The 24,211-nt window shown below is 69.9% G+C and carries 25 protein-coding genes; 11 read left to right on the forward strand and 14 right to left on the reverse strand.

Features of this window, described 5'->3' with window-relative positions; all coding sequences use genetic code 11:
- Positions 1-104 precede the first annotated feature (104 nt).
- The 4 genes from JYG32_RS22780 (at position 105) to JYG32_RS22795 (ending at position 4,133) form a co-directional block, all read left to right on the forward strand.
- A complete protein-coding gene (locus JYG32_RS22780; protein WP_213267061.1) occupies positions 105-1,655 on the forward strand; it encodes an NCS1 family nucleobase:cation symporter-1 in 1,551 nt (516 codons plus the stop codon).
- A 22-nt stretch (positions 1,656-1,677) separates the two neighbouring features.
- Entirely contained in the window at positions 1,678-2,406 is a 729-nt protein-coding gene (locus JYG32_RS22785) for an aspartate/glutamate racemase family protein (protein WP_213267062.1), read from the forward strand.
- Positions 2,407-2,467: 61 nt separating this feature from the next.
- Positions 2,468-3,607 carry a LysR family transcriptional regulator gene (locus JYG32_RS22790; protein WP_213267063.1) on the forward strand — a complete coding sequence of 380 codons (1,140 nt, stop codon included), beginning with the start codon at positions 2,468-2,470 and terminating at the stop codon, positions 3,605-3,607.
- Between the two features lie 109 nt (positions 3,608-3,716).
- Positions 3,717-4,133, forward strand: a complete 417-nt coding sequence (locus tag JYG32_RS22795; RefSeq protein WP_213267064.1) for a DUF1090 family protein — start codon at positions 3,717-3,719, stop codon at positions 4,131-4,133.
- A gap of 42 nt (positions 4,134-4,175) precedes the next feature.
- Here the strand turns inward: JYG32_RS22795 and JYG32_RS22800 are convergent, their stop codons facing one another.
- A complete protein-coding gene (locus tag JYG32_RS22800; RefSeq protein ID WP_213267065.1) occupies positions 4,176-5,744 on the reverse strand; it encodes an MFS transporter in 1,569 nt (522 codons plus the stop codon).
- Positions 5,745-5,844: 100 nt separating this feature from the next.
- Here JYG32_RS22800 and JYG32_RS22805 point away from each other — a divergent pair, with 100 nt between their 5' ends.
- Together JYG32_RS22805 and JYG32_RS22810 are read left to right on the forward strand one after the other, a co-directional pair.
- A complete protein-coding gene (locus JYG32_RS22805; RefSeq protein ID WP_213267066.1) occupies positions 5,845-6,723 on the forward strand; it encodes a LysR family transcriptional regulator in 879 nt (292 codons plus the stop codon).
- Between the two features lie 162 nt (positions 6,724-6,885).
- Entirely contained in the window at positions 6,886-7,875 is a 990-nt protein-coding gene (locus JYG32_RS22810; protein WP_213267067.1) for an ABC transporter substrate-binding protein, read from the forward strand.
- Positions 7,876-7,925: 50 nt separating this feature from the next.
- On the opposite strand, the gene JYG32_RS22815 is transcribed toward JYG32_RS22810, so the two are convergent.
- Positions 7,926-8,300: a phage protein NinX family protein gene (locus tag JYG32_RS22815; RefSeq protein ID WP_213267068.1), complete on the reverse strand. Its 375-nt coding sequence runs from the start codon at positions 8,298-8,300 to the stop codon at positions 7,926-7,928.
- Positions 8,301-8,531: 231 nt separating this feature from the next.
- Here JYG32_RS22815 and JYG32_RS22820 point away from each other — a divergent pair, with 231 nt between their 5' ends.
- Entirely contained in the window at positions 8,532-9,608 is a 1,077-nt protein-coding gene (locus tag JYG32_RS22820; protein WP_213267069.1) for a glycosyltransferase family 2 protein, read from the forward strand.
- Positions 9,609-9,622: 14 nt separating this feature from the next.
- Positions 9,623-10,885, forward strand: coding sequence for a glycosyltransferase family 87 protein (locus tag JYG32_RS22825; RefSeq protein ID WP_213267070.1), 1,263 nt, complete (start codon positions 9,623-9,625; stop codon positions 10,883-10,885).
- On the opposite strand, the gene JYG32_RS22830 is transcribed toward JYG32_RS22825, so the two are convergent.
- From JYG32_RS22830 to JYG32_RS22885, 12 genes are all read right to left on the reverse strand, one after another.
- The gene (locus JYG32_RS22830; RefSeq protein WP_213267071.1) at positions 10,849-11,889 is read right to left on the reverse strand and encodes a TadG family pilus assembly protein; all 1,041 of its coding nucleotides are present in this window, start codon (positions 11,887-11,889) and stop codon (positions 10,849-10,851) included. The two genes, JYG32_RS22825 and JYG32_RS22830, sit on opposite strands and share 37 nt — an antisense overlap.
- Positions 11,882-12,310, reverse strand: a complete 429-nt coding sequence (locus JYG32_RS22835; protein ID WP_213267072.1) for a TadE/TadG family type IV pilus assembly protein — start codon at positions 12,308-12,310, stop codon at positions 11,882-11,884. The genes JYG32_RS22830 and JYG32_RS22835 overlap by 8 nt, the downstream gene beginning before the upstream one ends.
- The gene (locus tag JYG32_RS22840) at positions 12,307-13,167 is read right to left on the reverse strand and encodes a tetratricopeptide repeat protein (protein ID WP_213267073.1); all 861 of its coding nucleotides are present in this window, start codon (positions 13,165-13,167) and stop codon (positions 12,307-12,309) included. Before JYG32_RS22840 ends, JYG32_RS22835 begins: the two co-directional genes overlap by 4 nt.
- On the reverse strand, positions 13,164-14,108 hold the full coding sequence (locus tag JYG32_RS22845; protein WP_213267074.1) for a type II secretion system F family protein: 945 nt from the start codon (positions 14,106-14,108) through the stop codon (positions 13,164-13,166). Before JYG32_RS22845 ends, JYG32_RS22840 begins: the two co-directional genes overlap by 4 nt.
- On the reverse strand, positions 14,105-15,082 hold the full coding sequence (locus tag JYG32_RS22850) for a type II secretion system F family protein (RefSeq protein ID WP_213267075.1): 978 nt from the start codon (positions 15,080-15,082) through the stop codon (positions 14,105-14,107). The genes JYG32_RS22845 and JYG32_RS22850 overlap by 4 nt, the downstream gene beginning before the upstream one ends.
- Positions 15,079-16,485: a CpaF family protein gene (locus JYG32_RS22855; protein ID WP_213267076.1), complete on the reverse strand. Its 1,407-nt coding sequence runs from the start codon at positions 16,483-16,485 to the stop codon at positions 15,079-15,081. Before JYG32_RS22855 ends, JYG32_RS22850 begins: the two co-directional genes overlap by 4 nt.
- Positions 16,482-17,705, reverse strand: a complete 1,224-nt coding sequence (locus tag JYG32_RS22860; protein ID WP_213267077.1) for an AAA family ATPase — start codon at positions 17,703-17,705, stop codon at positions 16,482-16,484. The genes JYG32_RS22855 and JYG32_RS22860 overlap by 4 nt, the downstream gene beginning before the upstream one ends.
- A 22-nt stretch (positions 17,706-17,727) precedes the next feature.
- The gene (locus JYG32_RS22865) at positions 17,728-18,111 is read right to left on the reverse strand and encodes a CpaD family pilus assembly lipoprotein (protein ID WP_213267078.1); all 384 of its coding nucleotides are present in this window, start codon (positions 18,109-18,111) and stop codon (positions 17,728-17,730) included.
- 15 nt (positions 18,112-18,126) lie between these two features.
- Entirely contained in the window at positions 18,127-19,509 is a 1,383-nt protein-coding gene (locus JYG32_RS22870; protein ID WP_213267079.1) for a type II and III secretion system protein family protein, read from the reverse strand.
- 62 nt (positions 19,510-19,571) lie between these two features.
- The gene (gene cpaB, locus JYG32_RS22875) at positions 19,572-20,579 is read right to left on the reverse strand and encodes a Flp pilus assembly protein CpaB (protein WP_213267080.1); all 1,008 of its coding nucleotides are present in this window, start codon (positions 20,577-20,579) and stop codon (positions 19,572-19,574) included.
- Between the two features lie 19 nt (positions 20,580-20,598).
- The gene (locus JYG32_RS22880) at positions 20,599-21,078 is read right to left on the reverse strand and encodes an A24 family peptidase (RefSeq protein ID WP_213267081.1); all 480 of its coding nucleotides are present in this window, start codon (positions 21,076-21,078) and stop codon (positions 20,599-20,601) included.
- Between the two features lie 89 nt (positions 21,079-21,167).
- The gene (locus JYG32_RS22885; RefSeq protein ID WP_034179896.1) at positions 21,168-21,350 is read right to left on the reverse strand and encodes a Flp family type IVb pilin; all 183 of its coding nucleotides are present in this window, start codon (positions 21,348-21,350) and stop codon (positions 21,168-21,170) included.
- Positions 21,351-21,810: 460 nt separating this feature from the next.
- Here JYG32_RS22885 and JYG32_RS22890 point away from each other — a divergent pair, with 460 nt between their 5' ends.
- From JYG32_RS22890 to JYG32_RS22900, 3 genes are all read left to right on the forward strand, one after another.
- Positions 21,811-22,056, forward strand: coding sequence for a hypothetical protein (locus JYG32_RS22890; RefSeq protein WP_213267082.1), 246 nt, complete (start codon positions 21,811-21,813; stop codon positions 22,054-22,056).
- A 192-nt stretch (positions 22,057-22,248) separates the two neighbouring features.
- Positions 22,249-23,331 carry an ABC transporter substrate-binding protein gene (locus tag JYG32_RS22895; RefSeq protein WP_213267083.1) on the forward strand — a complete coding sequence of 361 codons (1,083 nt, stop codon included), beginning with the start codon at positions 22,249-22,251 and terminating at the stop codon, positions 23,329-23,331.
- Between the two features lie 15 nt (positions 23,332-23,346).
- Positions 23,347-24,189, forward strand: a complete 843-nt coding sequence (locus JYG32_RS22900) for an ABC transporter permease (RefSeq protein WP_213267084.1) — start codon at positions 23,347-23,349, stop codon at positions 24,187-24,189.
- The last annotated feature ends 22 nt before the right edge of the window (positions 24,190-24,211 follow it).

Here is a 24,211-nt window from a genome sequence, read left to right on the forward strand (position 1 = left end):
ATCGTTGCGCCGGCCACCCATACTCGCGAACAAATCCGAGACATAACGTCCACGGCGGCCGGGCCCGCGCTGCGTGCACACGCTGCCGGTTTCGCGCCCCGCACATGGAAGGAGACAACGGCGTGCAACTGGAAGCCACTCACCGCTCGGGCCTCGTGCTCGGCGCGGACGACGCATCGCATCGAACCGATACGGCCACGCGCGACCCCGCGTTGAGCCCGCGGCTGCACAACGCCGACCTCGCGCCGACCAAGGCCGCGGGCCGGACCTGGGGTCGTTACAGCATCTTTGCGCTGTGGACCAACGACGTGCACAACATCGCGAACTACTCGTTCGCGATCGGGCTGTTCGCGCTCGGCCTGTCGGGCTGGCAGATGCTCGCGTCGCTCGCGATCGGCGCGGTGCTCGTGTACTGCTTCATGAACCTCACCGGCTACATGGGCCAGAAGACCGGCGTGCCGTTCCCGGTAATCAGCCGGATGAGCTTCGGCATCTACGGTGCGCTGCTGCCCGCGATGATCCGCGCGGTGATCGCGATCGCATGGTTCGGCATCCAGACCTATCTCGCGTCCGTCGTGCTGCGCGTGCTGCTCACCGCGATCTGGCCGAGCCTCGCCGCATTCGACCAGAACGCGATCTTCGGGCTGTCGACGCTGGGCTGGATCACGTTCGTCGCGATCTGGCTCGTGCAGATCGGCATCCTCACGTACGGGATGGAAATGGTCCGCAAGTACGAGGGGCTCGCTGGCCCGGTGATCCTCGTCACGACGCTGTCGCTCGCCGCGTGGATGTTCAGCCGCACGGGCGGCCATCTCGCGATGTCGATCGGCAAGCCGATGACCGGCCTGAAGATGTGGACGGAGGTCTTCGCGGGCGGTTCGCTGTGGCTCGCGATCTACGGCACGCTGGTGCTCAACTTCTGCGATTTCGCACGCTCGTCGCCGAGCGCGAAGACGGTGCGCGTCGGCAACTTCTGGGGCCTGCCGGTGAATATTCTCGTGTTCGCGACGATCAGCTTCGTGCTCGCCGGCGCGCAGTTCGAGCTGAACGGCCACATCATCCACAGCCCGACGGAAATCATCGCGACGGTGCCGAACAAGCTGTTCCTCGTGCTCGGCTGCCTCGCATTCCTGATCGTGACGGTCGCCGTGAACATCATGGCGAACTTCGTTGCGCCGGCCTTCGTCCTGACGAGCCTCGCGCCGCACCGCCTGTCGTTCCGCCGCGCGGGCCTGATCAGCGCGACGATCGCCGTGCTGATCCTGCCGTGGAACCTGTACAACAGCCCGATCGTGATCGTCTATTTCCTGTCCGGCCTCGGCGCGCTGCTCGGCCCGCTGTACGGGATCATCACGGTCGACTACTGGCTGGTGCGCAAGCAGCGCGTGAACGTGCCCGACCTCTATACCGAAGCGCCGACCGGCGCCTACTTCTACACGCGCGGCGTGAACCGCAAGGCGCTCGCGGCGCTCGTGCCGTCCGCGCTGATCTCGATCACGCTCGCCGTCGTACCGGCCTTCAGCGCGATGACGCCGTTCTCCTGGCTGCTCGGCGCGGCCATCGCGGGCAGCGTGTACTGGCTGCTGGCCGATCGCAAACGGCAATACGAAGAGCGCTCGGGCGAACACATCGCGGTCGCCTGCGCGCAACACTGAACACACGCATACGGAGTCACCGATGAGGATCCTGGTAGTCAACGTCAACACGACCGAGTCGATCACCGACGCGATCGCCGCGCAGGCGCGGGCCGCCGCGTCGCCCGGCACGGAGATCGTCGGGCTGACGCCGCGCTTCGGCGCGGCGTCGGTCGAAGGCAACTTCGAGAGCTACCTCGCGGCGATCGCCGTGATGGATCGCGTGTTGAGCTACGACGAGCCGTACGACGCGGTGATCCAGGCCGGCTACGGCGAACACGGCCGCGAAGGCCTGCAGGAACTGCTGACGGTGCCCGTCGTCGACATCACCGAAGCGGCCGCGAGTATCGCGATGCTGCTCGGCCATCGCTACTCGGTCGTCACGACGCTCGACCGCACGGTGCCGCTGATCGAGGATCGCCTGAAACTCGCCGGGCTCGATGCACGCTGCGCGTCGGTGCGCGCGAGCGGCCTCGCGGTGCTCGAGCTCGAAGAGAACCCGGCCCGCGCGATCGAGTCGATCGTCGGCCAGGCGCAGCGCGCGGTGAAGGACGATCACGCGGAAGTGATCTGCCTCGGCTGCGGCGGGATGGCCGGCCTCGACCGGCAGATCGAGGAATGCACGGGCGTGCCGGTCGTCGACGGCGTAACGGCCGCGGTCGCGCTCGCCGAGTCGCTGGTGCGCCTGAAGCTGAAGACGTCGAAGGTCCGCACGTATGCACCGCCGCGTCCGAAGAAGATCGTCGGCTGGCCGGGAACCTTCGCAAAATGACGGGCCGTCGTCCGGCTGCCGCGTCGCGCTCGGGCACTGCGTCGCCGGGAGGCGTATCGGCATGCGGGATCCGCTAGACCCGACCGCCCTGCCCCGCGACGCGTCCGACGCCAAGGACCTGCTCGACGTGCTCGATGCGCGGCTGATGCGCATCCTGCTCGTGCTGCTGACCGAGCGCACCGTGTCGCGTGCGGCCGTGCGCCTGAACATGTCGCAACCGGCGACGAGTGCCGCGCTCAAGCGCCTTCGCACATTGCTCGGCGATCCGCTGCTCGTGCGCAGCCGCTACGGAATGGTGCCGACCGAGTTCGGCGCGCGGCTGATCGAACCGTTGCGCAACGCGTTGCGCGTGATCGACTTCATCCGCATCCAGCAACCGACGTTCGACGCGCGCACGTCGGTGCGCACCTACCGGATCGGCTGCCCTGACTACCTGAACGTGCTGTTCGTGCCGAAGCTCGTCGCGCTGTTCCGCGAACGCGCGCCGAACGCGCAGCTCGTGTTCCATCCGCTCGGCGACGGCTTCGACGACGAGCGCGCACTCGCCGACGGCGAGCTCGACGTCGTGATCGACAATCGCGCTGCCCGTTCGTCGCGGTTCCGGCAGGACGACCTGTTCGACGACCGTATCGTGTGCCTGATGCGCGCGACGCATCCGCTCGCGCGGCGCGGCACGATGACGGCCGCCGATTTCGCGGCAGCGCCGCAGTTGTGCCCGACGCCGTCGTGGCTCGAAGCGTCCGGTGCGATCGACCGGCAGCTCGAACGCGTGGAGTTGCAGCGGCGGATCGTCGTCACGCTGCCGCACTTCGAACTCGCCGCGCACGCGCTGGTGCGTTCCGACCTGATCCTGACCACCACGTACCGGCTCGCGCGACACTACGCGAAGCTGTTGCCGCTCGCCGCCGTCGCGCTGCCGGCAGAGCCGCCGGACATCGTGTACCGGATCACGTGGAACGAATCGGAGTCGTGCGCCGACGGCGTGCGCTGGTTGCGCGGGCTGATCGCCGAAGCGACGCGCGACTGGCTCGCGGCCGAGGCCGCACAACCAGCCGTCTCGGCCGTCGCGGCCGTCCAGGCGGCCGACGCGCCCGCGGCCCCTGCGCCCGTGCGGCGTCGTGCCACGCATTGCGGCAGCACACGCCGGGCGCCCATCGCACGCGCGGCGCGTGCGCATCGCGCGACGATAAAGCCGCACTGAATGCGGTGCGGCGGCGCCCGCTGTAAGCCCGGTCCCATTTACGCGCGGCGAACGCGCTATGCGCAACGACGGCATTCGAAAGAGTCATCCGGAATCCGAGGGCATACCGATGAAAACCTGCCTGATCGCCGTGGCCGCACCGTTCGTGCTGCTGGCCCACTCCCCGGCGTTCGCCGACACGCAGGATTGCGCGACGCGCATCCGCGCGCTCGAGACGCAGATCGACCAAGCGAAGCGGTTCGGCAATACGCAACAGCTGATGCGCCAGCAGATCGCGCTCGCACAGGTCCAGGAGATCTGCACGGACGCCGGCCAGCTTTCGCGTGCCGAACGCAATGTGCAGGACAAGCAGAGCGATGTCGAACGCAACGTGCAGGACAAGCAGCGCGATGTCGAACAGGCTCGGGGCGACGTGCGCAAGGTCGAGAAGGCCCGGCGCAAGCTCGCCGGCAAGCAGGACAAGCTGCGCGAAGCGACGCGCGACCTGCACGAGGCCGAAGGCGATCGCATCGCGTTGAAGGGCTGACGGAGCGCGCGCCGTCACGCGTCACGCGTCACGCGTCACGCGTCACGCGTCGCGCATCGGTTGCGCAAGCAACTTGTATGCAACGACGGCCGCACCGAGCGCCAGCACGCCGCTCACCGTCAGTGCATCGGCGAACCCGCTCGCGAACGCAATGGGTGCCGCCTGTGCCAGCGCGCCGGCCGCCGACGCAGGCACCCGTTCGAGCGCCTGCGCCAGATCGCCGGCCAGCAGGCTCGACATGAACGGCGCGTCGGCGAACGCGCGCAGGCCGGGCGCGGCGGACAGCAGGCGATCGAGCCGCGCGTGCGTGCTCGCCGCCAGCACCGCGCCGAGCACGCCGACGGCCGTCACGATCGCCGAGAAGCGCGTCGTCGTGCTGATGCCCGACGCCATGCCCGTGCGGTTAGGCGGCACGCACGCCATGATCGCCTTCTGCGTATCGCCGTTCATGATGCCGGCGCCGCAGCCCGTCACGAACATGCCGATCGCGACGAGCCGGTAGTCGCCGCTGGCCGTCAGCGCCGCGGTCGCGAGGTTGCCCGCACCGATCAGCGCGAGCCCGCCCGCCAGCACGCCGCCGGACGACACGCGCGCGGCGAGCGCCGCGCCGAGCGACGGCCCGGCGACCATCGCGAACGCGAACGGCAGCATCCCGAGCCCCGCGTCGATCGCCGACATCCCGAACGCGTTCTGCAGATACAGCGGCAGGAACGTCATCATCACCTGCGCACACGCCGCATAGCCGAACATCGCGAGCACGGCGCCGACGAAGCGCGGCTGGCGGAACAGCGCGAGATCGATCATCGGCCGCGCCTGCCAGCGCTCCGCGCCGATGAACGCGGCAAACAGCGCGGCGGCGAGTGCGAGCCGGCCGAGCGTCGCGGCCGACAGCCAGCCGTGCGACGTCGCGCCGATCAGCGCCGCGATCGCGCATGCGAGCGCCGCGCCGAACAGCAGGCTGCCGGCCGCGTCCACGCGTTTCGCGTGCGGATCGCGCGATTCGTCGATCGCCACGCGCGCGCCGACCGCCAGCAACGCGCAGACGGGCAGGTTCAGCAGGAACACCCAGCGCCAGCCGATCCATTGCGTGATCGCACCGCCGACGAGCGGCGCGATCGCCGTCGCGATCCCCATGCACATCCCCCAGATCGCCCACGCGCGCGCCCGTTCGCGCCCTTCCGGAAAGCGGTTCGCGATCACGGCGAGCGCGGCCGTCAGCAGCAGCGCGGCGCCGCCGCCCTTCACCGCGCGCGCGACGATCAGCCAGCCGACCGACGGCGCGATGCCGCAGCCGAGCGACGCGACGAAAAAGAGCGCAAGCCCCGCGCCGAGCATCCGCTTGCGGCCGAAGCGGTCGGCGAGCCCGCCGGCCGGCAGCAGGCACGCGGCGAACGCGGTCATGTACGCGCTGACGACCCATTCGATATCGGCGAAGCTCGCATGAAAACTGCGCGCGATGCTCGGCAGCGACACGGCGACGACGTTCGTGTCGAGCACGATCAGCGAACAGGTCGCCGACGCGACGGCGAGCGTCGCGGCGGCCGGCATGCGGGCGCCCGCATGCGGGGCAACGGCCGCGCCCGCGCGCGACGCCGGTGAGGGCTGGGACATCGGCAACTCCGGAACAGGATGAACGAACCGTATGCTAGGCTTGCCCGGTATTACCTGTCATTGACACTCCGATGCTGTTTTATTGACGAAAATTGCAATCATGGACCGGCTCGAATTCCGCCACGTGCGCGCGTTCCTGAGCGTCGCGCAGCATCTGCATTTCGCCCGCGCGGCCGACGCGCTCGACATGGCGCCGCCCGCGCTCACGCGGCAGATCCAGGAGGCCGAACGCGCGCTCGGCGTGCGGCTGTTTCACCGGTCGCGCCGCGCGGTCGCGCTGAGCGCGGCCGGCGAGGCCTATCTCGCCGAAGCGAGCGCCGCGTTCGAACACCTGCAACGCGGCCGCGAACTCGCCGCGCTGGCCGAACGCGGCGAACTGGGCCGGATCGAGATCGGCTACGTATCGTCCGCCGTCTATTCGGGCACGCTGCAGCGCACCGTCGGCGCGTTCCGCGCAGCGCACCCGCGCATCGAGCTGAACCTGCGCGAAGTGCCGATGGACGACGTCGCGAAGCAACTCGACGCGGGCCGGCTCGATCTCGCGTACGTGCGCCCGCCGCTGCCGCTGCCCGGCGGCCTGCGGATCGTCACGCTGCAGCGCGACGTGTTCGTCGCGGCCGTGCCGGCCGACTCGCGTTACGCGTCGATGCCGACCGTGCGCGCGGCCGACCTCGCCGACGCGCGCTTCGCGGTGCCCGAACAGGAGCGCGGCACGCTCGAAGTCGCGCGCCGCGGCCGCTTCGCGCCGGTGATCGCCGCGCGGCCGGGCGGGTTGCTCGCGGTGCTCGCGTGCGTGTCCGTGAACGGCTGGGTCGCCGTGATTCCCGATGCACTTGCCGGTTGCGTGTCGTTGCCGGGCGTCGTGTACCGGCCGATCGCCGGCAAGCCGATCATGTCGGAACTTGCGCTCGCACACCGGCGATTCGAAAAGGCGCCGGCGGTGCAGGCGTTCCTGCGCACGGTTTCGCCAGCCGCATAGGCCGCCCGTGCGCGTCGGGCGTCGGGCGTCGGGATCGGCAGCCCCGGCCGTCGCCACGCGAATATGCATTTCACGATTCGATGTTTGTCGGCCGGAAGCCGATTCCGTAACCTGCCCGGCAGCCGCGCGGCATGCGCGCGGATCACCGAGGATATGCCGCCGATGAACCCGTCTCCCGCCACAGCGCGCCGCCGCGTGCTGCAGCGTCTTGCCGCCCTCGCCGCCGCACCGCTCGCCGGCGGCATCGCGCTGCCCGTCCACGCGGCCGGTGCCGACCTGTCGGGCGTCACGCTCGTGCTCGGCGACCAGGCCGGCGGCCTGCGCGCGCTGGCCGAAGCCGCGCACGTGCTCGACGGCACGCCGTACCGGTTCCGCTGGGCCAATTTCCAGGGCGCCGCACCGCTGTTCGAGGCACAGCGCGCGGGCGCGATCGATCTCGCGCCGGCCGGTGACCTGCCCGTGCTGACGGCCGCGCTCGGCGATCCGTCGTTGCGTATCGTCGCAACGCGCGTCGGCTCGCCGACGTCGCTCGGCATCGTCGTGCAGCCCGACTCGCCGGTCCGCACCGTCGCCGACCTGAAAGGGCAAACCGTTGTCGTGTCCTCCGCGCGCGGCAGCATCTCGCAATACCAGTTGTACGGCGCGCTGCGCGAACACGGCCTCGCGCCGCGCGACGTCGACGTGCGTTTCGTGCTGCCGGTCGATGCGTTCGCCGCGTTCGAAGCCAGGCGGATCGGCATCTGGGCAACGTTCGACCCGTACTACGGGCACGCGGTACGACGCGGCGCGCGCATCGTGCGCGACGGCAGCGGCATCAATTCGGGGCTCGCGTTCCTTACGTCGCCGGTCGAAACGCTCGACGACCGCGCAAAACGCGCGGCGCTCGCGGACGTGCTCGCACGGCTCACCCGCGCGGGTCAATGGGCGCTCGCGCACCCGGCCGACTATGCGAACGTCTATGCGTCGCTGACGCGCCTGCCGCCCGACGCGGCCGCCGACATCGCGAGCCGGGCAGCGCTCGCGCAGCGCGGCCTCAGCGGCGCCGACATCGACGTGTTGCAGCGCGTCGCCGATCGCGCGGCGGCGGATGCGATCCTGCCGCGGCGCGTCGACGTCGCGTCGATCGCGATCCGGAATCTGCCGGAGGGATAGGAGGCAGGAGGCGCCAGAAGCGCCGAGCGCCGCAACGCGACGGACTGCGCTCAGCGCGGTTTCGACATGTCGAGATCCGGCACGTCGTCGCCGAAGCTCGACGCGACGAGTGTGCGCATCGCGGCGATCAGCAGCGTCGGCCCCGACTGGTTGAACGTGCAGCGCTCGCCGGCGGCCGGCACCGCGCGGTGCAGCACGGCCCGCCAAGCGCCGCGCCCGCCGTCCCGCTCGAACGCGGCGAACGGCAGCCGCTCGACGATCGGGCCACCGTCCGCCCAGGAAGACGACGGCGCGAACGACACGCTCGCGCCGCCCGTCTCGCGGATCGCCCGGCATGCGCCGCCGGCAACGCACGGCGCGCCGAGGCCTTCGGCCATCGCCACCCAGTAGTCCAGCGCTGCGCCGGTCAGGTCCTGAACTTGCATCGCGCCCTCCCTCGACATCGAAAACCTCGTCCCGGCGCCCGCGCGCGCGCCCCGCCGGCCGTCGGCGAACCGTGACTCGACGGTGGAGCAGCCCGCCGCGCACCCCGCGCATCGGTATTACGAATCGTCGATTTCTGCATACAATGATCGTAACGCCTGTCGTCCGGCCTGCGGTGGACGACAACCGGATCCACACGGTGCAGCGCAGGCCGGATCTCTCGGGGGGGACGCATGCCCACGCACGCCAGAAAGCCGCTGGTCTCGCTCGTCGTGCCGTTTCACGACGAAGACGAAACGATCGACGCATTCTTTGCCGAAACGCTGCCCGTCCTCGAGTCGGTCGACTCTGTCCGCTTCGAGATCGTCTGCATCAACGACGGCAGCCGCGATCGCACGCTCGACCGGCTGCTCGCGTTCATGGCCGGCGATCCGCGCGTGCGCGTCGTCGATCTCACGCGCCGCTTCGGCAAAGAGGCCGCGCTCACCGCCGGCCTCGACGAAGCGACCGGCGCCGCGGTGATCCTGATCGACGCCGACCTGCAGGACCCGCCCGCGTTGATTCCCGCCATGGTCGAGCGCTGGCTCGCGGGCGCCGAGGTCGTTGCCGCGAAGCGCACCGACCGCATGTGCGATCCGTTGATGCAGCGCCTGGCTGCCGCGTTCTACTACCGCGTGCACAACCGGCTCTCCGAAGTCGAGATGCCGGAGAACGTCGGCGATTTCCGGCTGATGGACCGTCAGGTCGTCGACACGCTGCGCGCGCTGCCCGAGCGACGGCGTTTCATGAAAGGCCTGTTCGCGTGGGTCGGCTTTCGCACCGTGATCGTCGAATACGCGCGCGCGCCCCGCAGCGGCGGCCGTTCGAAGTTCTCCGGATGGAAGCGCTGGAATTTCGCGCTCGAAGGCATCACGAGCTTCAGCACGGTGCCGCTGCGCGTGTGGACCTACGTCGGCCTCACGTTCGCGATGCTCGCGCTCGTATACGGCGCGTTCATCGTCGTGCGCACGCTGCTGCTCGGCAACCCGGTGCATGGCTACGCGTCGCTGATTTCCGTCGTGCTGTTCATCGGCGGCATCCAGCTGGTCGGCATCGGCGTGATTGGCGAATACCTCGGCCGCGTCTATCACGAGTCGAAGCAGCGCCCGGTCTATCTGGTGCGGTGGCGCTATCGCGCCGAGCAGGACGCCGCCGCGCATCCGGCGTCGAAGCTGCTGCAGTTCCCGCTCAAGCGCGCGCACGCGGCCCGCCGGCGGCCGGCGACGCCCGCGGCCGCCGGCCACGGCGCCAGGAAAATCTCCGTCAAGTAACCGGTACGCGGCGCATGGATATTCCCCGGCAATCGATACGCACGGCGGAGCGCCCCGTCCGCGCGTGGCTGACGCCCCGGCGCGTCGTCACGTACAGCGCGTTCGTGCTCGTGTTCTACGCGCTGTTCCTGGCGATCTGGGCGTACGTCATCCGCTATACGCCGGGCACCGCCATCATGAGCCCGGGCGCGGACTACTCGGTGTTCTGGTCGGCGTCGTACGTGATGCTGCACGGCGCGCCATGGCAGGCGTACGATTTCCCGACCTTCTCGCGGCTGTCGGCCGGGTTGTTCCCGTATTTCCGCGGCGAAGGCTTCGTCGCCTGGCTGTACCCGCCCACCTACCTGCTGCTCGTGACGCCGCTCGCGCTGCTGCCCTATGCGATCGGCTATCCGCTGTTCGTCGCGTTCGGCATCGTCGTGTTCGGGTTCGCCGCGTGGCACATCTCGGGCCTCGGCGCGACGCCCGGCGTGCGGCGCGTCGGCGCGTTCGCGCTGGTTGCCGCCCCGTGCGTGTTCGTCACCGCGATGCTCGGACAGAACGCGTTCCTGACCGCTTCGTGCGCGGCGCTGGCCGTCTACTGGGCCGACCGGCGGCCGATGTGGGCCGGCCTCTGCATCGGCCTGCTGTCGGTCAAGCCGCAGATGGCGCTGCTGTTCCCGTTCGTGCTGGTCGCCGCGCGCGCCTGGCGCACGATCGCGTGGGCCGCGCTCGCCACCGCCGCGTTCGGCGCGTTGAGCGTGCTGGTGTGCGGCGTCGAGTCGCTGCGCCTGTTCGCCGCCAGCGCAGGGCTCGCGCGGGCGCTCATTCTCGAGCATCGCGTGGTGTTCTGGTTCGCGTCGCCGACGCCGTTCGCGGCGTTCCGCCTCGCCGGCCTGCCGCTCGGCGCCGCGTATGCCGCGCACGCCTGCGTCGCGGCGATCGCGATCGCGGCCGCGTGCATCGTATGGGCGCGCTCGCGCGACACCCGCGTGCGCGTGGCAGTGCTGGCGGCCGCGACGCTCGCAGCGAACCCGTACGTGTGGCACTACGAGCTCGCGTGGCTCGGCATCGCGATCGCCTGCATGCTGGCGATCGGCTGGCGCGACGGCTGGCTGCGCGGCGAGCAGGCCGTGATCGCGCTGATGTGGGCGCTACCGCTCTACGAATACCTGAACCCGTGGCTGCAACTGCCGCAGATCGGCCCGGCCGTGACGCTCGCCGCCCTCTTCGTGCTGCTGCGCCGCACGCGGTCCGGCGCTCACAGCGCGAGCCGCGGCGGCACGTACACGCCGTAGTACGGCCCGACGCCGGTCGCGACGCCGGTCATCTTCACGCCGGCGACGAAGTGGCCCTGGATGTACTTGTACGTGCCCCCGAGCGACACGTCGATGTGGAACGCCGCGAACGCGACGATCGGCACGTAGGTACTGCTCGACGTCTGCGTGACGACCGGCAGCACCACCGTCGTGCCGACCGGCACCGACGTGTAGAGCGTCGCCTTCACGCCGGTCGCAAGGTAGATGCCGTCGCCGATATTGAGCGTCGTCGGGTTGCCGGTCACCATCAGCCCGCCCATCGTCGTCGTGTCGGTCGCCGTCGACTGGAACGACGTCCACTGCCCGCCCATGCACAGCAAACCGTAGGTCTGGCCGTTCGTGATCGAGAACTCGTACGGCAAGCCCGTCAGCGGATTGATCAGCGGCTGGTTGGTCACCGCGTTCCAGTACTGGTTGTACACGCACTGGTCGATCGCGACCGGAAACAGTCCGCCGGCCGCCACGCCGCCCGGTGCAGCCAGCACGGCCACCGCGGTCGCGCTGCCGGAGGCGCCGGGAATCCCCAGCAGCCCGCCGAGCAGCAGCGGAATCGAGCCGCCGTTCACGCCCGGCGCGCGCGACACGGTGACCTGCACGGCCGGTACGTCGTACGCGCCGGGCGTGATGGTCGTCGCCTGCATGGATGCGGGGCTGCGCGTCACGTTCCAGTAGCCGGTGGTCACCGTGCCGGTCGACAGCGCGGCGCCGGCCGCCGAATGCTGCGCGATCACGCCGTTTGCCGCAGGCGCGGCCTGCGACCAGTTCAGCGCACCGCCGCTCGGCGACATCATCGCGTCGGCTCCCGCGAGCGCGGCCGCGTCGGCGGCGTTCTGCAACTGGTTGCGCACCGTGGCCACCCACGCGACGTCGATCGCCAACGCGCCGAACGACAGCAGCGGAATCAGGAACAGCAGGAAGAACAGCGCGACCGAGCCGCGCTGCCGCGCGGGGCCGAGCGGTCGCGTGTCGCCCGCGTCATTCATAAAGCATCACCGAGGTGGCCGAGACCGTCACCGGGCCGGTCAGCGCGCTGAACGCGGAACCCAGCACCATCCCCGAATATGTGTAGGTCACCGTCACCGTCAGCGCGGTGCCCGCCGTCGTGCCGTTCGCCTGGCTCACGGTCACGGCCGGCGTCGTCGCGGTGCCGCCGGTGATCAGGCTGTTTTGCATATAGTTCTGCGCGACGTTGGCGATCTGCGTCGTGGTCAGCATCGGCACGCGCAGCATGACGCCGGCGCGCGCGGCCTCGCGGCTCGCGTTCGTGATGACGGCCTTGTCGCACAGGATCAGGCTCGTGTCGATGATGCCGATCAGCACCATCAGCAGGAACGGCAGCATCAGCACGAATTCGAGGGACACGACGCCGCGCGCGCGGCGGGCGCCCGTCGCCCCACGTGTCATTTTGCGGCCCCCACGCCCGGCGGCGCGACGCCCGACTCCAGCGCCGCGCCCGACAGCGGCGGCCCGCCGCCGGCAGCCCCGCGCGACGCGAGTCGCGCGCGCACCGCCTGGTAGAAGCGCAGGTTGTCGGCCACCGCCGACGCGGGCAGATCCGCGGACAGCAGCTTCTTCGCCGAATCGGTGTTGCCGAGCACCCCATACGCGAACGCGAGGTTCTGGCGCGCCTGCCACGGCGCATCGGGCAGCCCCGCGACGTCGAGCAGCACGTTCACGCCCTCGCGCGGCCGGTTGCTCAGCACGAGCGACAGCCCGAGATCGATGCGCAGCCCCTGCGCGTCCGGGTGCGCGCGCAGCGCGTCGCGATACACGGCCTGCGCATCCACATGGCGCCCCTGCAGGTCGAGCACGGTGCCGAGCCCTTCCGCCGCGAGCGGATGGTCCGGCTGCGCGGCCAGCAGGTCGCGATAGCGCTGCGCGGCTTCGTCGAGCCGGCGCTGTCGCAACGCGACGCGCGCGAGCCCGAGCCGCGGGCCGAGCTCCGCGGGCGACTGCCGCTGCGCTTCCTCATAGAGGATCCGCGCGCGTTCCAGGTCGCCGGCGCGATAGTTGACGTCGCCGAGCCCCAGCCGCGCCGCGAGCGAATCGGGATGTCGGGCGAGCACCTTCTCGTACAGCGTCGACGCGAGATCGACGTTGCCGCCGGCGAGCGCGCTGTCCGCGATGCGCAGTTCGGCCTGCGGGTCGTCGCTCTTGTGCGACAGCACCGGCCGTGTCTGGACGCCCGGCGCGCCGCAGCCGCCGGCCAGCACCGGCAGCACGGCCGCGAGCGCGAGCGCGCGTACGACGGATCGTGTCATTTGAATACCTCGAGCAGGCGGATCGCCGCCGGGCCTGCCGCGATCAGGCAGACCGTCGGCAGGATGAACAGCATCATCGGCAGCGTGATCTTCGGCGCGAGCTTCGCGGCCTTTTCCTCGAGCGCGACGATCTGCTCGGTGCGCTCGGTGCGCGACAGGGTTCGCAGCGCCTGCGTGATCGGCGTGCCGAACCGCTGCGACTGCGTGAGCGTCGTCGCGAGCGAGCGCGCCGACGCGAAATCGACGCGCGTCGCGAAATGCATGAGCGTCGCGGACACGTTGCCGCTCAGCGTGAGCTCGTCCGCGCACACCGTCAGCTCGTCGGCAAGCGGCGGGCAGATACGCGCCAGTTCGTGCGCGACACGCCGGATGCCTGAAGCGAGACTGTTGCCGGCCATCGTGCAGATCACGAGCAGGTCGAGCGCGTCCGGAAAGCACGCGGCGATGATCCGCCGCCGCCGCCGGATCATCGCGCCGAGCACGTACTCGGGCACGATCACGCCGATCACGAACGCGGCGACCATCGCCAGCGCGCGGATCACGAAGTATTCGCCGAAGCGCGGGATGAACGGGCTGAACACGATCGCGACGCCCGCGAACAGCACGCCGCAGCTCAGCTTGATGCCGATCATCGACGACACCGCGCGGCGGTCGCGAAAGCCCGCGCGCGCCAATTGCAGGCCGAGCTTCACGCGCTGCATCGGGTCGAGCACCGGCAGCCGCTCGCCGAGCTGCGCGAGCCGGCGCGTCAGGCCCTGGCGAACCTCGTCCGGCTGCAGCCGCCCCGCCGATAGCGACGGCGCGCGCTGTCCGGCCGCCTGCTGCACGCGCGCGGCAATGCGCCGGCGCGTGCCGCCGCCTGGCGTGGCGAGCGCCACGCCGACGCAGGCGAGCAACAGCAGCAGTTCAAGGCCACGGGCGGCCAGCATCGACATCGTCATCGTGCGGTGTCCAGTTTCGAGATCTTGCGGATCGTCAGCAGCCCGACCGTCAACAGCCCGGCGGCGATCGTCAGCATCATGTTGCCGGCGTGCGTCTTGAACAGTAGCATCACGTAGGCGCGATTCACGAGGAACAGCGCGCCGATCATCACGAACGGCACCGCCGAAATGATCTTCGTCGTGATCCGCCCTTCGGCGGTCAGCGCGCGGGTCTTCAGGCGGATGTCGCGGCGCGTGCGGATGATGCTCGACAGTTCGTCGAGCGTCTCGCCGAGGCTGCCGCCGGTTTCGCGCTGCAGCAGCAGGTAGACGGTGAAGAACGAGAAGTCCGCGATCATCAACCGGTCCGCCGCCTGCGTCAGCACATCCTTGAGATCCGCGCCCAACCTCAGGCTGTCGCCCATCGTGCGGAACGTCGAACGCACCGGCTCGGCCGCGCCGTCGCCGACCATACTGATCGCCTGCGTGACCGGAATGCCCGCGCGCACGGCCCGCACGATCAGGTCGATCGCGTCCGGGAACGCCTCCAGAAAGCGGATCCGGAAATGGTCGACCAGTGCGCGGTAGCTGGCGCGCATCGCGACCAGCGGCAGCGCGACGTAGATCAGCGGGCGCAGCACGCCCGGCGGCCCGATCAGCTTTACCGCGACGATCGCCGCGATCATGCCGGCCACCGTGCTGGCAACGACGATCCGCATGCCGCCTTCGCCGCCCACCGCGCGCACGCGCGTCACGTAGCGCTGCAGCCACGCGCGCACGCGGCTTTGCCGGCGTTCGAGGTTGAACAGCGCGACGCCCGACCCGTCGGCCGCGCCCGCATCGCGGCCCGCGAGCAACGGCGACAGGCGCCGCATCCGCTCGCGAACGCGGCGCGCCGGCGTGCGGCGCGCGCGATCGAGCAGCGACGACAGCGCGAGCCCGATCCCGAGGATCACGACGAACGCGCCCGCCGCGAACAGGTCGGCGGCCCTCATGGCCGGAATACCTCGGCGAGCGCATCCTCCTGGCCGTAGTACGCGGCGCGCGCCGCGAACGCCGGCCGCAGCGACGACGCGTCGAACACGCCCTTGACCGCGTCGCGTGTCGTGTCGCCTTCCTGGCGGAACGCGAACAGGTCCTGCGTGATGACCACCTCGCCCTCCATCCCGACGATCTCGGTGATCCGCGTGACGCGCCGCACGCCGTCGCGCATCCGCTCGACCTGCACGAACAGGTGCACGGCGCTCGCGATCTGGCGCCGGATCGACAGCAGTTGCAGGTTCGCGTTCGCCATCATGACCATGCTCTCGAGCCGGCTGATCGCGTCGCGCGGCGAGTTCGCATGGATCGTCGTCATCGAGCCGTCGTGGCCGGTATTCATCGCCTGCAGCACGTCGAACGCCTCCGGGCCGCGAATCTCGCCGAGGATGATGCGGTCGGGCCGCATCCGCAGCGCGTTGCGCACGAGGTCGCGCTGCGAGATTCCGCCGAGCCCCTCGGTATTCTCCGGCCGCGTCTCGAGGCTGACGACGTGCGGCTGCAGCAGTTGCAGCTCGGCCGCGTCCTCGATCGTCACGATCCGTTCGTGCTGCTCGATGTGCTGCGACAGCGCGTTGAGCATCGTCGTCTTGCCCGAGCCGGTGCCGCCCGAGATCACGATGTTCATGCGGCACGAACACGCCACCTTCAGCATCTGCAGCATCGGATGCGAGATGTTGCCCTGATGCGCCATCCGCGCGAGCGTGATGTCGCGCTTCGCGAACTTGCGGATCGAGATCGACGGGCCGCGCAGCGCGATCGGCGGCAGCACGACGTTCACGCGGCTGCCGTCGGCGAGACGCGCGTCGACCATCGGGCTGCTCTCGTCGACGCGCCGGCCCACCGCCGCCGCGATCCGCTGCGCGACGCTCGTCACGTGCGCGTCGTCGCGAAACTTCAGCGACGTGAGCTCGAGCCGGCCCGCGCGCTCGACGTAGACCTGGTCGGGCCCGTTGACAAGGATGTCGGTCACGGTTTCGTCGGCGAGCAGCGGCTCGATCGGCCCGACGCCGAACATGTCGTTCAGGATCGCGTCGACGATCAGCACCTGCTCGCCGGCCGTGATCTTCAGGCGCTCGCGCTCGACCGTGTGCGCCGCCACCTGCTCGATGCCCGCGCGCACTTCGTCGCGCGTCTTCATCAGCGCCGCCGACATGTTCATCGACGCGAATACCGCGGTGCGGATCGCGTCGAACTTGCCGGAGCGGATCAGCGCCTCGTGGGTGTCGGCGGCCGCGGGCGGGCGGGTCGGCGGCGGCGCAGGCACAACCGCCGGCGGCGGCGCCGGCGTGCGCGGTGCCGCGGGCGAGGCGGCCGGCGCGGGGTCCGGCAACGGCCGGTTTCGGTTTCCGAACGTCACGATCCTTTCCTCCACTTGACGAAGCGCGCGTACCACGGTTCGGCGATGACCATCGGTTCACCGGTGATGCCATTCGCGAGTTGCAGGATCCCGTCCAGGAAGCCGTGGGGCTTCGCGCCTTCGATCGGCTCGCCGAGGTTCTCGGCGACCGCGAGCGTCTGCGGCTCGTGCGGTAGCTCGCGCAGCGTCGCGCCGCCGAACGCCTCCGCGAAATCGGCCCGCTCGACGCGGCCCGCGACCGGCGCGAGCGGATTGTTCAGCACCATCGACAGCTGCCGCTCGCCCGGCAACTCCTGCACGAAGCGCGCGAGCCGCGCGGATTCGTACGCGGCGTGCACCGAGCGGTCGGCGACGATGTAGACGAGATCGGACGCCTCGAGCGCATCCTCGAACAGCTTGCCGGCGCCGCTGCCGACGTCGAACAGCACGTAGTGGAAGCGGTCCTTCAGCATGTCGACCAGGCGCGCGACCGCCCCGTCGCTCAGCGGCACGTCGGCGCCGTACGCGAGCTCGGCCGACAGCACGTGCAGGCGGTCGCCCTTCGTGACGAACATGCGGTCGAACAGCGGATCGTCGGGACGCTGCTCCATGTTCAGCAACTCGACCAGCCCGTTGTTGCTGGATAGCCCGAGCATCGAGTTCGCGCCGCCGCCATGCAGGTTCAGGTCGATGTACGCGACGCGGCGGCGCTTCTCGCCCGCCATGCAGCGCGCGAGGCTCACCGCGATGGTCGTCGTGCCGACGCCGCCGCGTGCGCCGACGAAGCTGACGATCTTGCCGGTGCGCACCTGCACGACCGATTCCGTCGCCGTCAGCGCACGCCGCATCAGCTCGACGGTCAGCGGCTTGACGATGTAGTCCTGCACGCCGATGCCGAGCAGGTTGCGAAACAGTCCGACGTCGTTCTGCGTGCCGATCGCGACGACCCGCACCGACGGATCGCACACGTCGGCGAGCCGCATCAGGTCCGACACCGGCAGCACCGAATCCGACACGTCGATGACCAGCTGGCGCGGTGAACGCTCGTGCTGCTGCAGCAGCCGGATCGCGTCGTCGCAGGTGCCCGTCTGCAGGTGCGCACGCGCGATCGACAAATCGTACGCGACGCGCCGGATCACGTCCTCGCTGCCCGGATCGGACACCACCGCGACGAGATCCGTCGCTCCGGCGGACGCGGCGCGCTTGGCGTTCTGGCGGTCGAGGACATTCATGGGTGGCATCGCGATGGCATCGGGAATCGGTTCAATGGCCGGGCGAGCCGGTCGTCGTCAGCGTCTTGCCGGGCGTCGGCTGCTTCACGCGATCCTCGACGTAGCGGCGCACCGCGCCGGCCGCGACTTCCGCGTCGGCGCCGCCGTACGGCACGGGCGCGACGAGATCCTGCGGCCGCGCGAGCATGGTCGCGAGGTTCGTGTAGGTCGCGCAGCCGAACGGCACGCCCGGCCGCCCGAAGCCCGCATCGACGAGATGCGACGGCTGCATCAGCTTCGCGCAGTCGGGCGGCACCGCCTGCACGCCGTCGAAGCCGATCGACCGCGCGTCGGGCAGGTTCAGCGGCGGCGGCGCCGACATGCAGCCCGCCAGCGCCAGCGGCAACAGTGCCAGGACGGTGGTTCGAACTCGCATGGGCGCGCCTCCGATTCAGTACACGAAGCCCGCGGCGCCGACGAGGCGCGGCGTGTCGCCCGACAGCAGGTCGAGCCCGAGGTTGTGCTGCACCGCGAACTCCAGATCGCTGCTCGGCCGCGCGACGGTGTCGATCGCCTGCTCGAGCTGGCCGGGCCCGGCCGGCTGCACGATGTACGGCGTGACGATCACGACCACCTCGGTCTTGCTGTCCTGGAAGTTCTTCGACGAAAACAGCCGGCCGATGATCGGCAGCCGGCCGAGCCCCGGGATCTGCGACACGGTGTCGGCCGTCTGGCTCTGCAGCAGCCCGCCGATCGCGAAGCTCTGCCCGCTCGACAGCTCGACCGTGGTCTCGACGCGCCGCACGGTCAGCCCCGGGATCTTGACGCCGCCGGTCGTCACGCTGTTGCTCGCGTCGACCTCGCTTACTTCCGGCCGCACCTTCAGGCTGATGCGGTTGTCGGCGAGCACGGTCGGCGTGAAGTCGAGCGATACGCCGAACGGCTTGAACTCGACCGTGATCGCGCCGGACGACGCGCCGGCCTGCGCGACCGGGATCGGAATCTCGCCGCCCGCGAGGAAGCTCGCGGTCTCACCGGACATTGCGGTGAGGTTCGGCTCGGCGAGCATCGTGATCAGGCCCTCCTGGTCGAGCGCGTCGAGCACGACATCGATCGACCAGCGCCCCGCGCGGAACCCGCCAAGCACCGAGAATGCGCCCGTCGGCGACAGGTTGAACAGGCCGTTCGTCGGATCGAACAGCGTGCGGCCGTTGAACAGCCCGCCGACGAAGTTGCCGGCGCCGCCGAGCGCGCTCCAGTTGATGCCGAGTTGCTGCGTGACGTTGCGGCTCACCTCGGTCACCCGCACGCGCAGGTTCACCTGGATCGGGCGCGACAGCGTGAGCCGGTTGACGATGCTTTCCTTGTCGTGCAGGTACGGCGCGAGCGACTGCATCACGGCGTCCGCGTCGGCCGCGCTCGGCACCTTGCCCGACACCATCAGCGAGCCCGGCGCGCCGGACACCGACAGCTTCAGCTGCGGAAAGCGGCTGTCGAGCACCGCCTGAAGCGACGCCGTGTCGACCTGCACGATCACCGTCCTGCGCAGGATCGGCCGATGGTTCGCGCCGAGCGCGATCAGCGTGGTCGTGCCGGCCTTCTTGCCGAACACGAACACGGTGCGAGGCGACGGCACCTGGATGTCGGCGATGGTCGGATCGGCGACGAACATCGCGACCGCGGGCTCGGGCAGCGACAGCATCTCGCCCTTGCCGGTCGCGATCGACAGTGCCGCGCCGGCGTCCGGCGCACGCGCGCCCTGCGCGAACGCGACGCCGGGCGCGGCGAGGCTGGCCAGGCACCAGAGAGCGATCCAACGAACCATGCGCACCATGCGTGTTCCCGTCATCCCGTCAAATGCCGGCCGCCGGGCGGCCGGCCCGATCCGTCGATCCGTCATTGCGGCGCCGCCACCCTCGGCAGTTGTGCCGTCGCATCCGCCGCGACACTGCCGCCGCCCGGCAGCGCCGGCAGGCCGGACGGCAATGGCGGCAGCCCCGGCGTGCCGGTGCCGCCGCCGCGCGACCCGTCGTCGATCGACGAACCGCGATAGATCACGACCGTGTTGCCTTGTCCCGCCGGCCGCGCGCCGCCGGCTTCCGGCCCGGCGGACGGCGCACGCGTGGCCTCGCGGGCTGCGCGCGACACGTCGCCCGCCCACACCGGCTGCGTATCCGGCTCCTGCTCGTCGCCGCCCGCCGGTTGCCGCCGGTCGCTGGTCGCGAAGCTGCGCAGCGCGAGCGACAGCGAGCCGAGGCGCGTCGCGACCAGCACGACCTGCGCGGTGCGCGGCGCGACCTCTAGCGTGACCGTGCGCGCGCGCGCCGTCGCGTCCGGCGCGCTCGCGGGCGTCTTCGCACGCTGAAATTCCGAGCCGACCGCGAGCACGCGCGCGCGCCGCACGACCGTCTCCGCTTCGAAGGTGCCGGGCGACGTCGCCGAGCCGCCGATCTGCTGCGTGAGCACCACGTCGACGAAGTCGCCCGGCTGGATCAGCCCCGCGTTGCCCGATACGTCGTCGACCGGCACCGAGATCGCGCGCATGCCGGGCTGCAGCGCGGCCGCGAGAAAATCCGGTGCGCCGGCCGGAATCACGTTGTCCGTGCGGATCGGCGTGTCGGCGCCGACGCGGTTGCGCAGCAACGCGCCCTTCAGATCGGGGCCCGGCTGCGACTCGACGAACGCGCCCTGCGGCACCTGTGCGCGCGGCATGCGCTTCCACGCGAGATCGTTGTCGCGCAGCAGCAGCCCTTCCGGCAGATCGGCGGCCGCGACGCGCACACGCGTCTGGTCCGCTTCGCCGGGTACCGACGGCGTCGACGCGGCGACGTACAGTTCGCGCAGGATGAACGCGCCGATGCCGGCAGCGACGATCAGCACGGCCATTCTCAGAGGTTTGGGCATGGCGGCGTGCGTTCCCCGGCTAGGTAAGCGAAACCGTGTGCGGAAACGGTGCCCAGACGGCCAGCGCGCCGCCGAGCGCGAGCGCGACACCGTACGGCACGCCGCGCGCGGCGACCGCGCGGGCGGGCGCGGCGCGGCACTGCCACGCGACGGCCGCGAGCGCGGCGAGGCCGCACAGGACGCCGCCCGCGCCGACGATCGTCAACACGGGGAGCGCCAGCGTCGGGCCGGCCCACAGGAATACCGCCGCCGCCAGCTTGACGTCGCCGCCGCCGATCCAGCCCGCGTGGCGCAAGCCGCCGAACAGCAGCAGCATCGCCGCGGCGGTCGCGACGTGGCCGGCCAGCGGTACGAGCCCTTCGCGCGCGAGCACCGCCTCGACGAAATACAGCATCGCGAACGCCAGCACCGCGCGATTGGACAGGCGCCGGTCGCGCAGGTCCTGCGCCGCGAGCGACGCCAGCACGAAAGTGGCCACCGACTGCACGAGAGTGAGCATGGGAGAGCCGTCCATCGGCGCACCCCCGGCTGGATACGTTCTACCGCTGCGGATCCGTGTGTTCGTCGGCGGCGCGCGGGTTCAGGGGATCAGATCAGGCTCGTCACCTTCGTGATCAGCGCCGTGAACACGCTCGGCAAGCCGCCGGAAGTGCTGCTGAGGATCACGCCGACCGCCGCCAGCGCGACCACGACGATGCCGGCCAGCACCGCATATTCGAGCGAGCTGACGCCACGTTCATCACGCAGCAGGGACTTGACGTATTGCAGCATGGCAACCTCCGTGTGACGGGGTCGATGATCGACCGTTGAACGTAAAGACGCTGCATGGGTCCTGCGGCTGCACATGGCGTTGCCCATTCGCGACTCATGCGGACGGCCCTGGCATGAGGCCGTTCGCATCCCCCGAAGTCCTCTCGATCGCTGCGACGCGCGGCATGCAACGACGGCACCGGTCGTTTCATTCGCGCACTTGTTGCTCGGCCGCGCCGGCATGACGCCGACCGCGCCGATTCGTCTAGGGTATAGACAATTTTTTGGACGATTTCAAATAATTTGGCGTCGGAAGGTATTTATGGATAGCACCCTGAAATGATGAAATCCATACAGGTCGTCTTCCGAAATTCCTTCTCGCGGCATTCCGCATGGTTCAGATACCGAAGTAAGAATGTTAACTGTCGCGATGAAACATTTCCCGTCTGGCGGATAACCCATTTTCATTCGATTTTTCGGTATGCCGGGTGGTGCCGCGCGCACCGTTTCGCGCGACGGCTCACGTGCGCCGGCCTGCAATCCGTTCACGCTCCGCCCGGCCAATCCGGCAAATATGACCGTTCCGGATCGGTTTTTTTACCCGCCTGATACCTATTTCACTGCCTGGATTCGTCGGCCGATCGGCATGCGAATCCGCGATTTTCTCTATTTCAGGCATTTTCAAATCGGCGCTCGCCTGATCAGCAGGCAACGCCAATCAAAATAATCGGAATCCTGAACGATTACCCGATACATGCGAATCCGCTTTCCGTCCGTGGAAAACGGCGTGCTCGGCCCGGCAACCCGTCAAGCGGCGATAAGCATAGTTCAAATCGTTGCTTGTCCAGCGCCAGAGGCGTCCACCAGAATGGCGCGACGCCTCTCTGCCCGACTTCATTTTCTCGCTACCCGACGCACCATGACCGATCGATTCCCGTTTCCCCTGCGCCTGCTGCGATCGCTGCTGGCAGCCACGCTGATGACGCTGGCGGCCGCCGCCGCGCACGCCGACAAGCCCGCCACCATCCGCATCGGGGTCGCCCAGCAAGGCGCCGGCGATCCGCCGACCTTCGGCGGCTCGAGCGCCGCCACCGCGCAGTTGCAGCAACGGGTCGAAAAGGAATTCGCGGCCGACGGCATCAAGGTGCAGTGGCTGTTCTTCAAGGGCGCGGGGCCGGCCGTCAACGAGGCGATCGCCAACAAGGCGCTCGACTTCGCGTACCAGGGCGACCTGCCCGCCGTGCTCGCGCGCTCGAACGGGATCAAGACACGCCTGCTGCTCGCCGCGAGCGTGCGCTCGGGCGTCAAGATCGCGGTACCGCCCGACTCCGGCATCCGATCGATCACGGACCTGAAAGACCGCCGCGTGTCGATCTTCCGCGGCACGAACCTGCAGCTCGTCGCCGATAACGCGCTCGCGAAGAACGGCCTCGGCGAACGCGACCTGCGCGTGATCAACCTCGACTCCGCAAGCTCGCTCGCCGCGCTCGCGTCGAAGGGCATCGACGCATCGGTGGGCGACTACCAGCTATACAAGCTGCGCGACGCGGGGCTCGCGAAGATCATCTACGAATCGCAGAACGACGGCCCTCAGCTCACGCGCCAGACCCACCTGCTCGTGCTCGACGATTTCGAGCGCGCGCATCCGGACATCGTGCAGCGCGTCGTCAACGCGCTGGTGAAGGGCGCGCAATGGTCGTCCGACGAAGCGAACCGCGATGCGCTGTTCAAGCTGTGGGCGAAAAGCGGCGTGCCGTATTCGTCGTGGCAGGCCGACTATGCGAACCAGCGCCTGAAGGACCGCCTGTCCCCGCTGATCGACCCGTTCCTCGTCGCGCGCTACAAGGCCGTCGCGCAGGATGCGCTGAAGCTGAAACTGATCCGCCAGCCGGTCGACGTCGACGGCTGGTTCGAGCCGAAGTATCTCGACAACGCACTGCGCACGCTGAAGCTCGAAAACTACTGGCCGCGCTACGACGCGGCCGGCAAGCCCCTCTCCTGACCCGGACCCGCCCCGATGAGCGACACCGCGATCCCGATTCCGTCGTCCGAGCCGCCCGCGCTCGCCGCGCAGCCGCGCCGAGCGGCGGGCGTGAAGCGGCTGGCGTGGCAGCTCGCGCCGTGGGTATTGCCCGCGCTGCTGTTCGCGCTGTGGACCGTCGGCAGCGCGCGCGGCTGGATCGCACCGCAGATCCTGCCGCCGCCCGAACGCGTGTACGACGCGCTCGCCGAGCTGGCGACGAGCGGCGATCTCGCGCGCCACACGCTGATCAGCCTGCAGCGCGTGCTGATCGGCTTTGCGGCCGGCTCGCTGCTCGGTTTCGCGATCGGCGTCGCGCTCGGCCTGTCGCGTACGCTGGAAGCCTACGTGCTGCCGGGCTTCAACGCGCTCGTGCAGATTCCGGTGCTCGGCTGGCTGCCGTTCCTGCTGCTGCTCGTCGGCGTCGGCGAACCGCTCAAGTACCTGCTGATCGCGCATGCGGCACTCGTCCCCGTCACGATGAGCACGTTGCAAGGGTTTCGCCAGACGCCGCCCGCGCTCGACGAAGTCGCGCGCGGGTTCGGCTACACGCGCCGGCAACGCATCGCCCACGTCGTGCTGCCGGCCGCGATCCCGACGCTCGCGACCGGCGTGCGGCTCGCGTTCACGAAGTCGTGGCTCGCGCTCGTCGTCGTCGAGCTCGTCGCGTCTTCCGAAGGGCTCGGCTACCTGATCGTGTACGGCCGGCAACTGTTCCAGCTCGATCTCGTGATGGCGGCCGTGGTCGTGGTCGGCGCGGTCGGCCTGCTGATCAACCGGTTGCTCGACGCACTCGAAGCGCGCCTGCGCCGCGGCGTGCCGTCCGCGTTCCGCGGCTGAACCGGCCTGCCTGCGCAACCGA

The sequence above is a fragment of the Burkholderia pyrrocinia genome (genome assembly GCF_018417535.1).
Taxonomy (GTDB): Bacteria; Pseudomonadota; Gammaproteobacteria; order Burkholderiales; family Burkholderiaceae; genus Burkholderia; species Burkholderia pyrrocinia_E.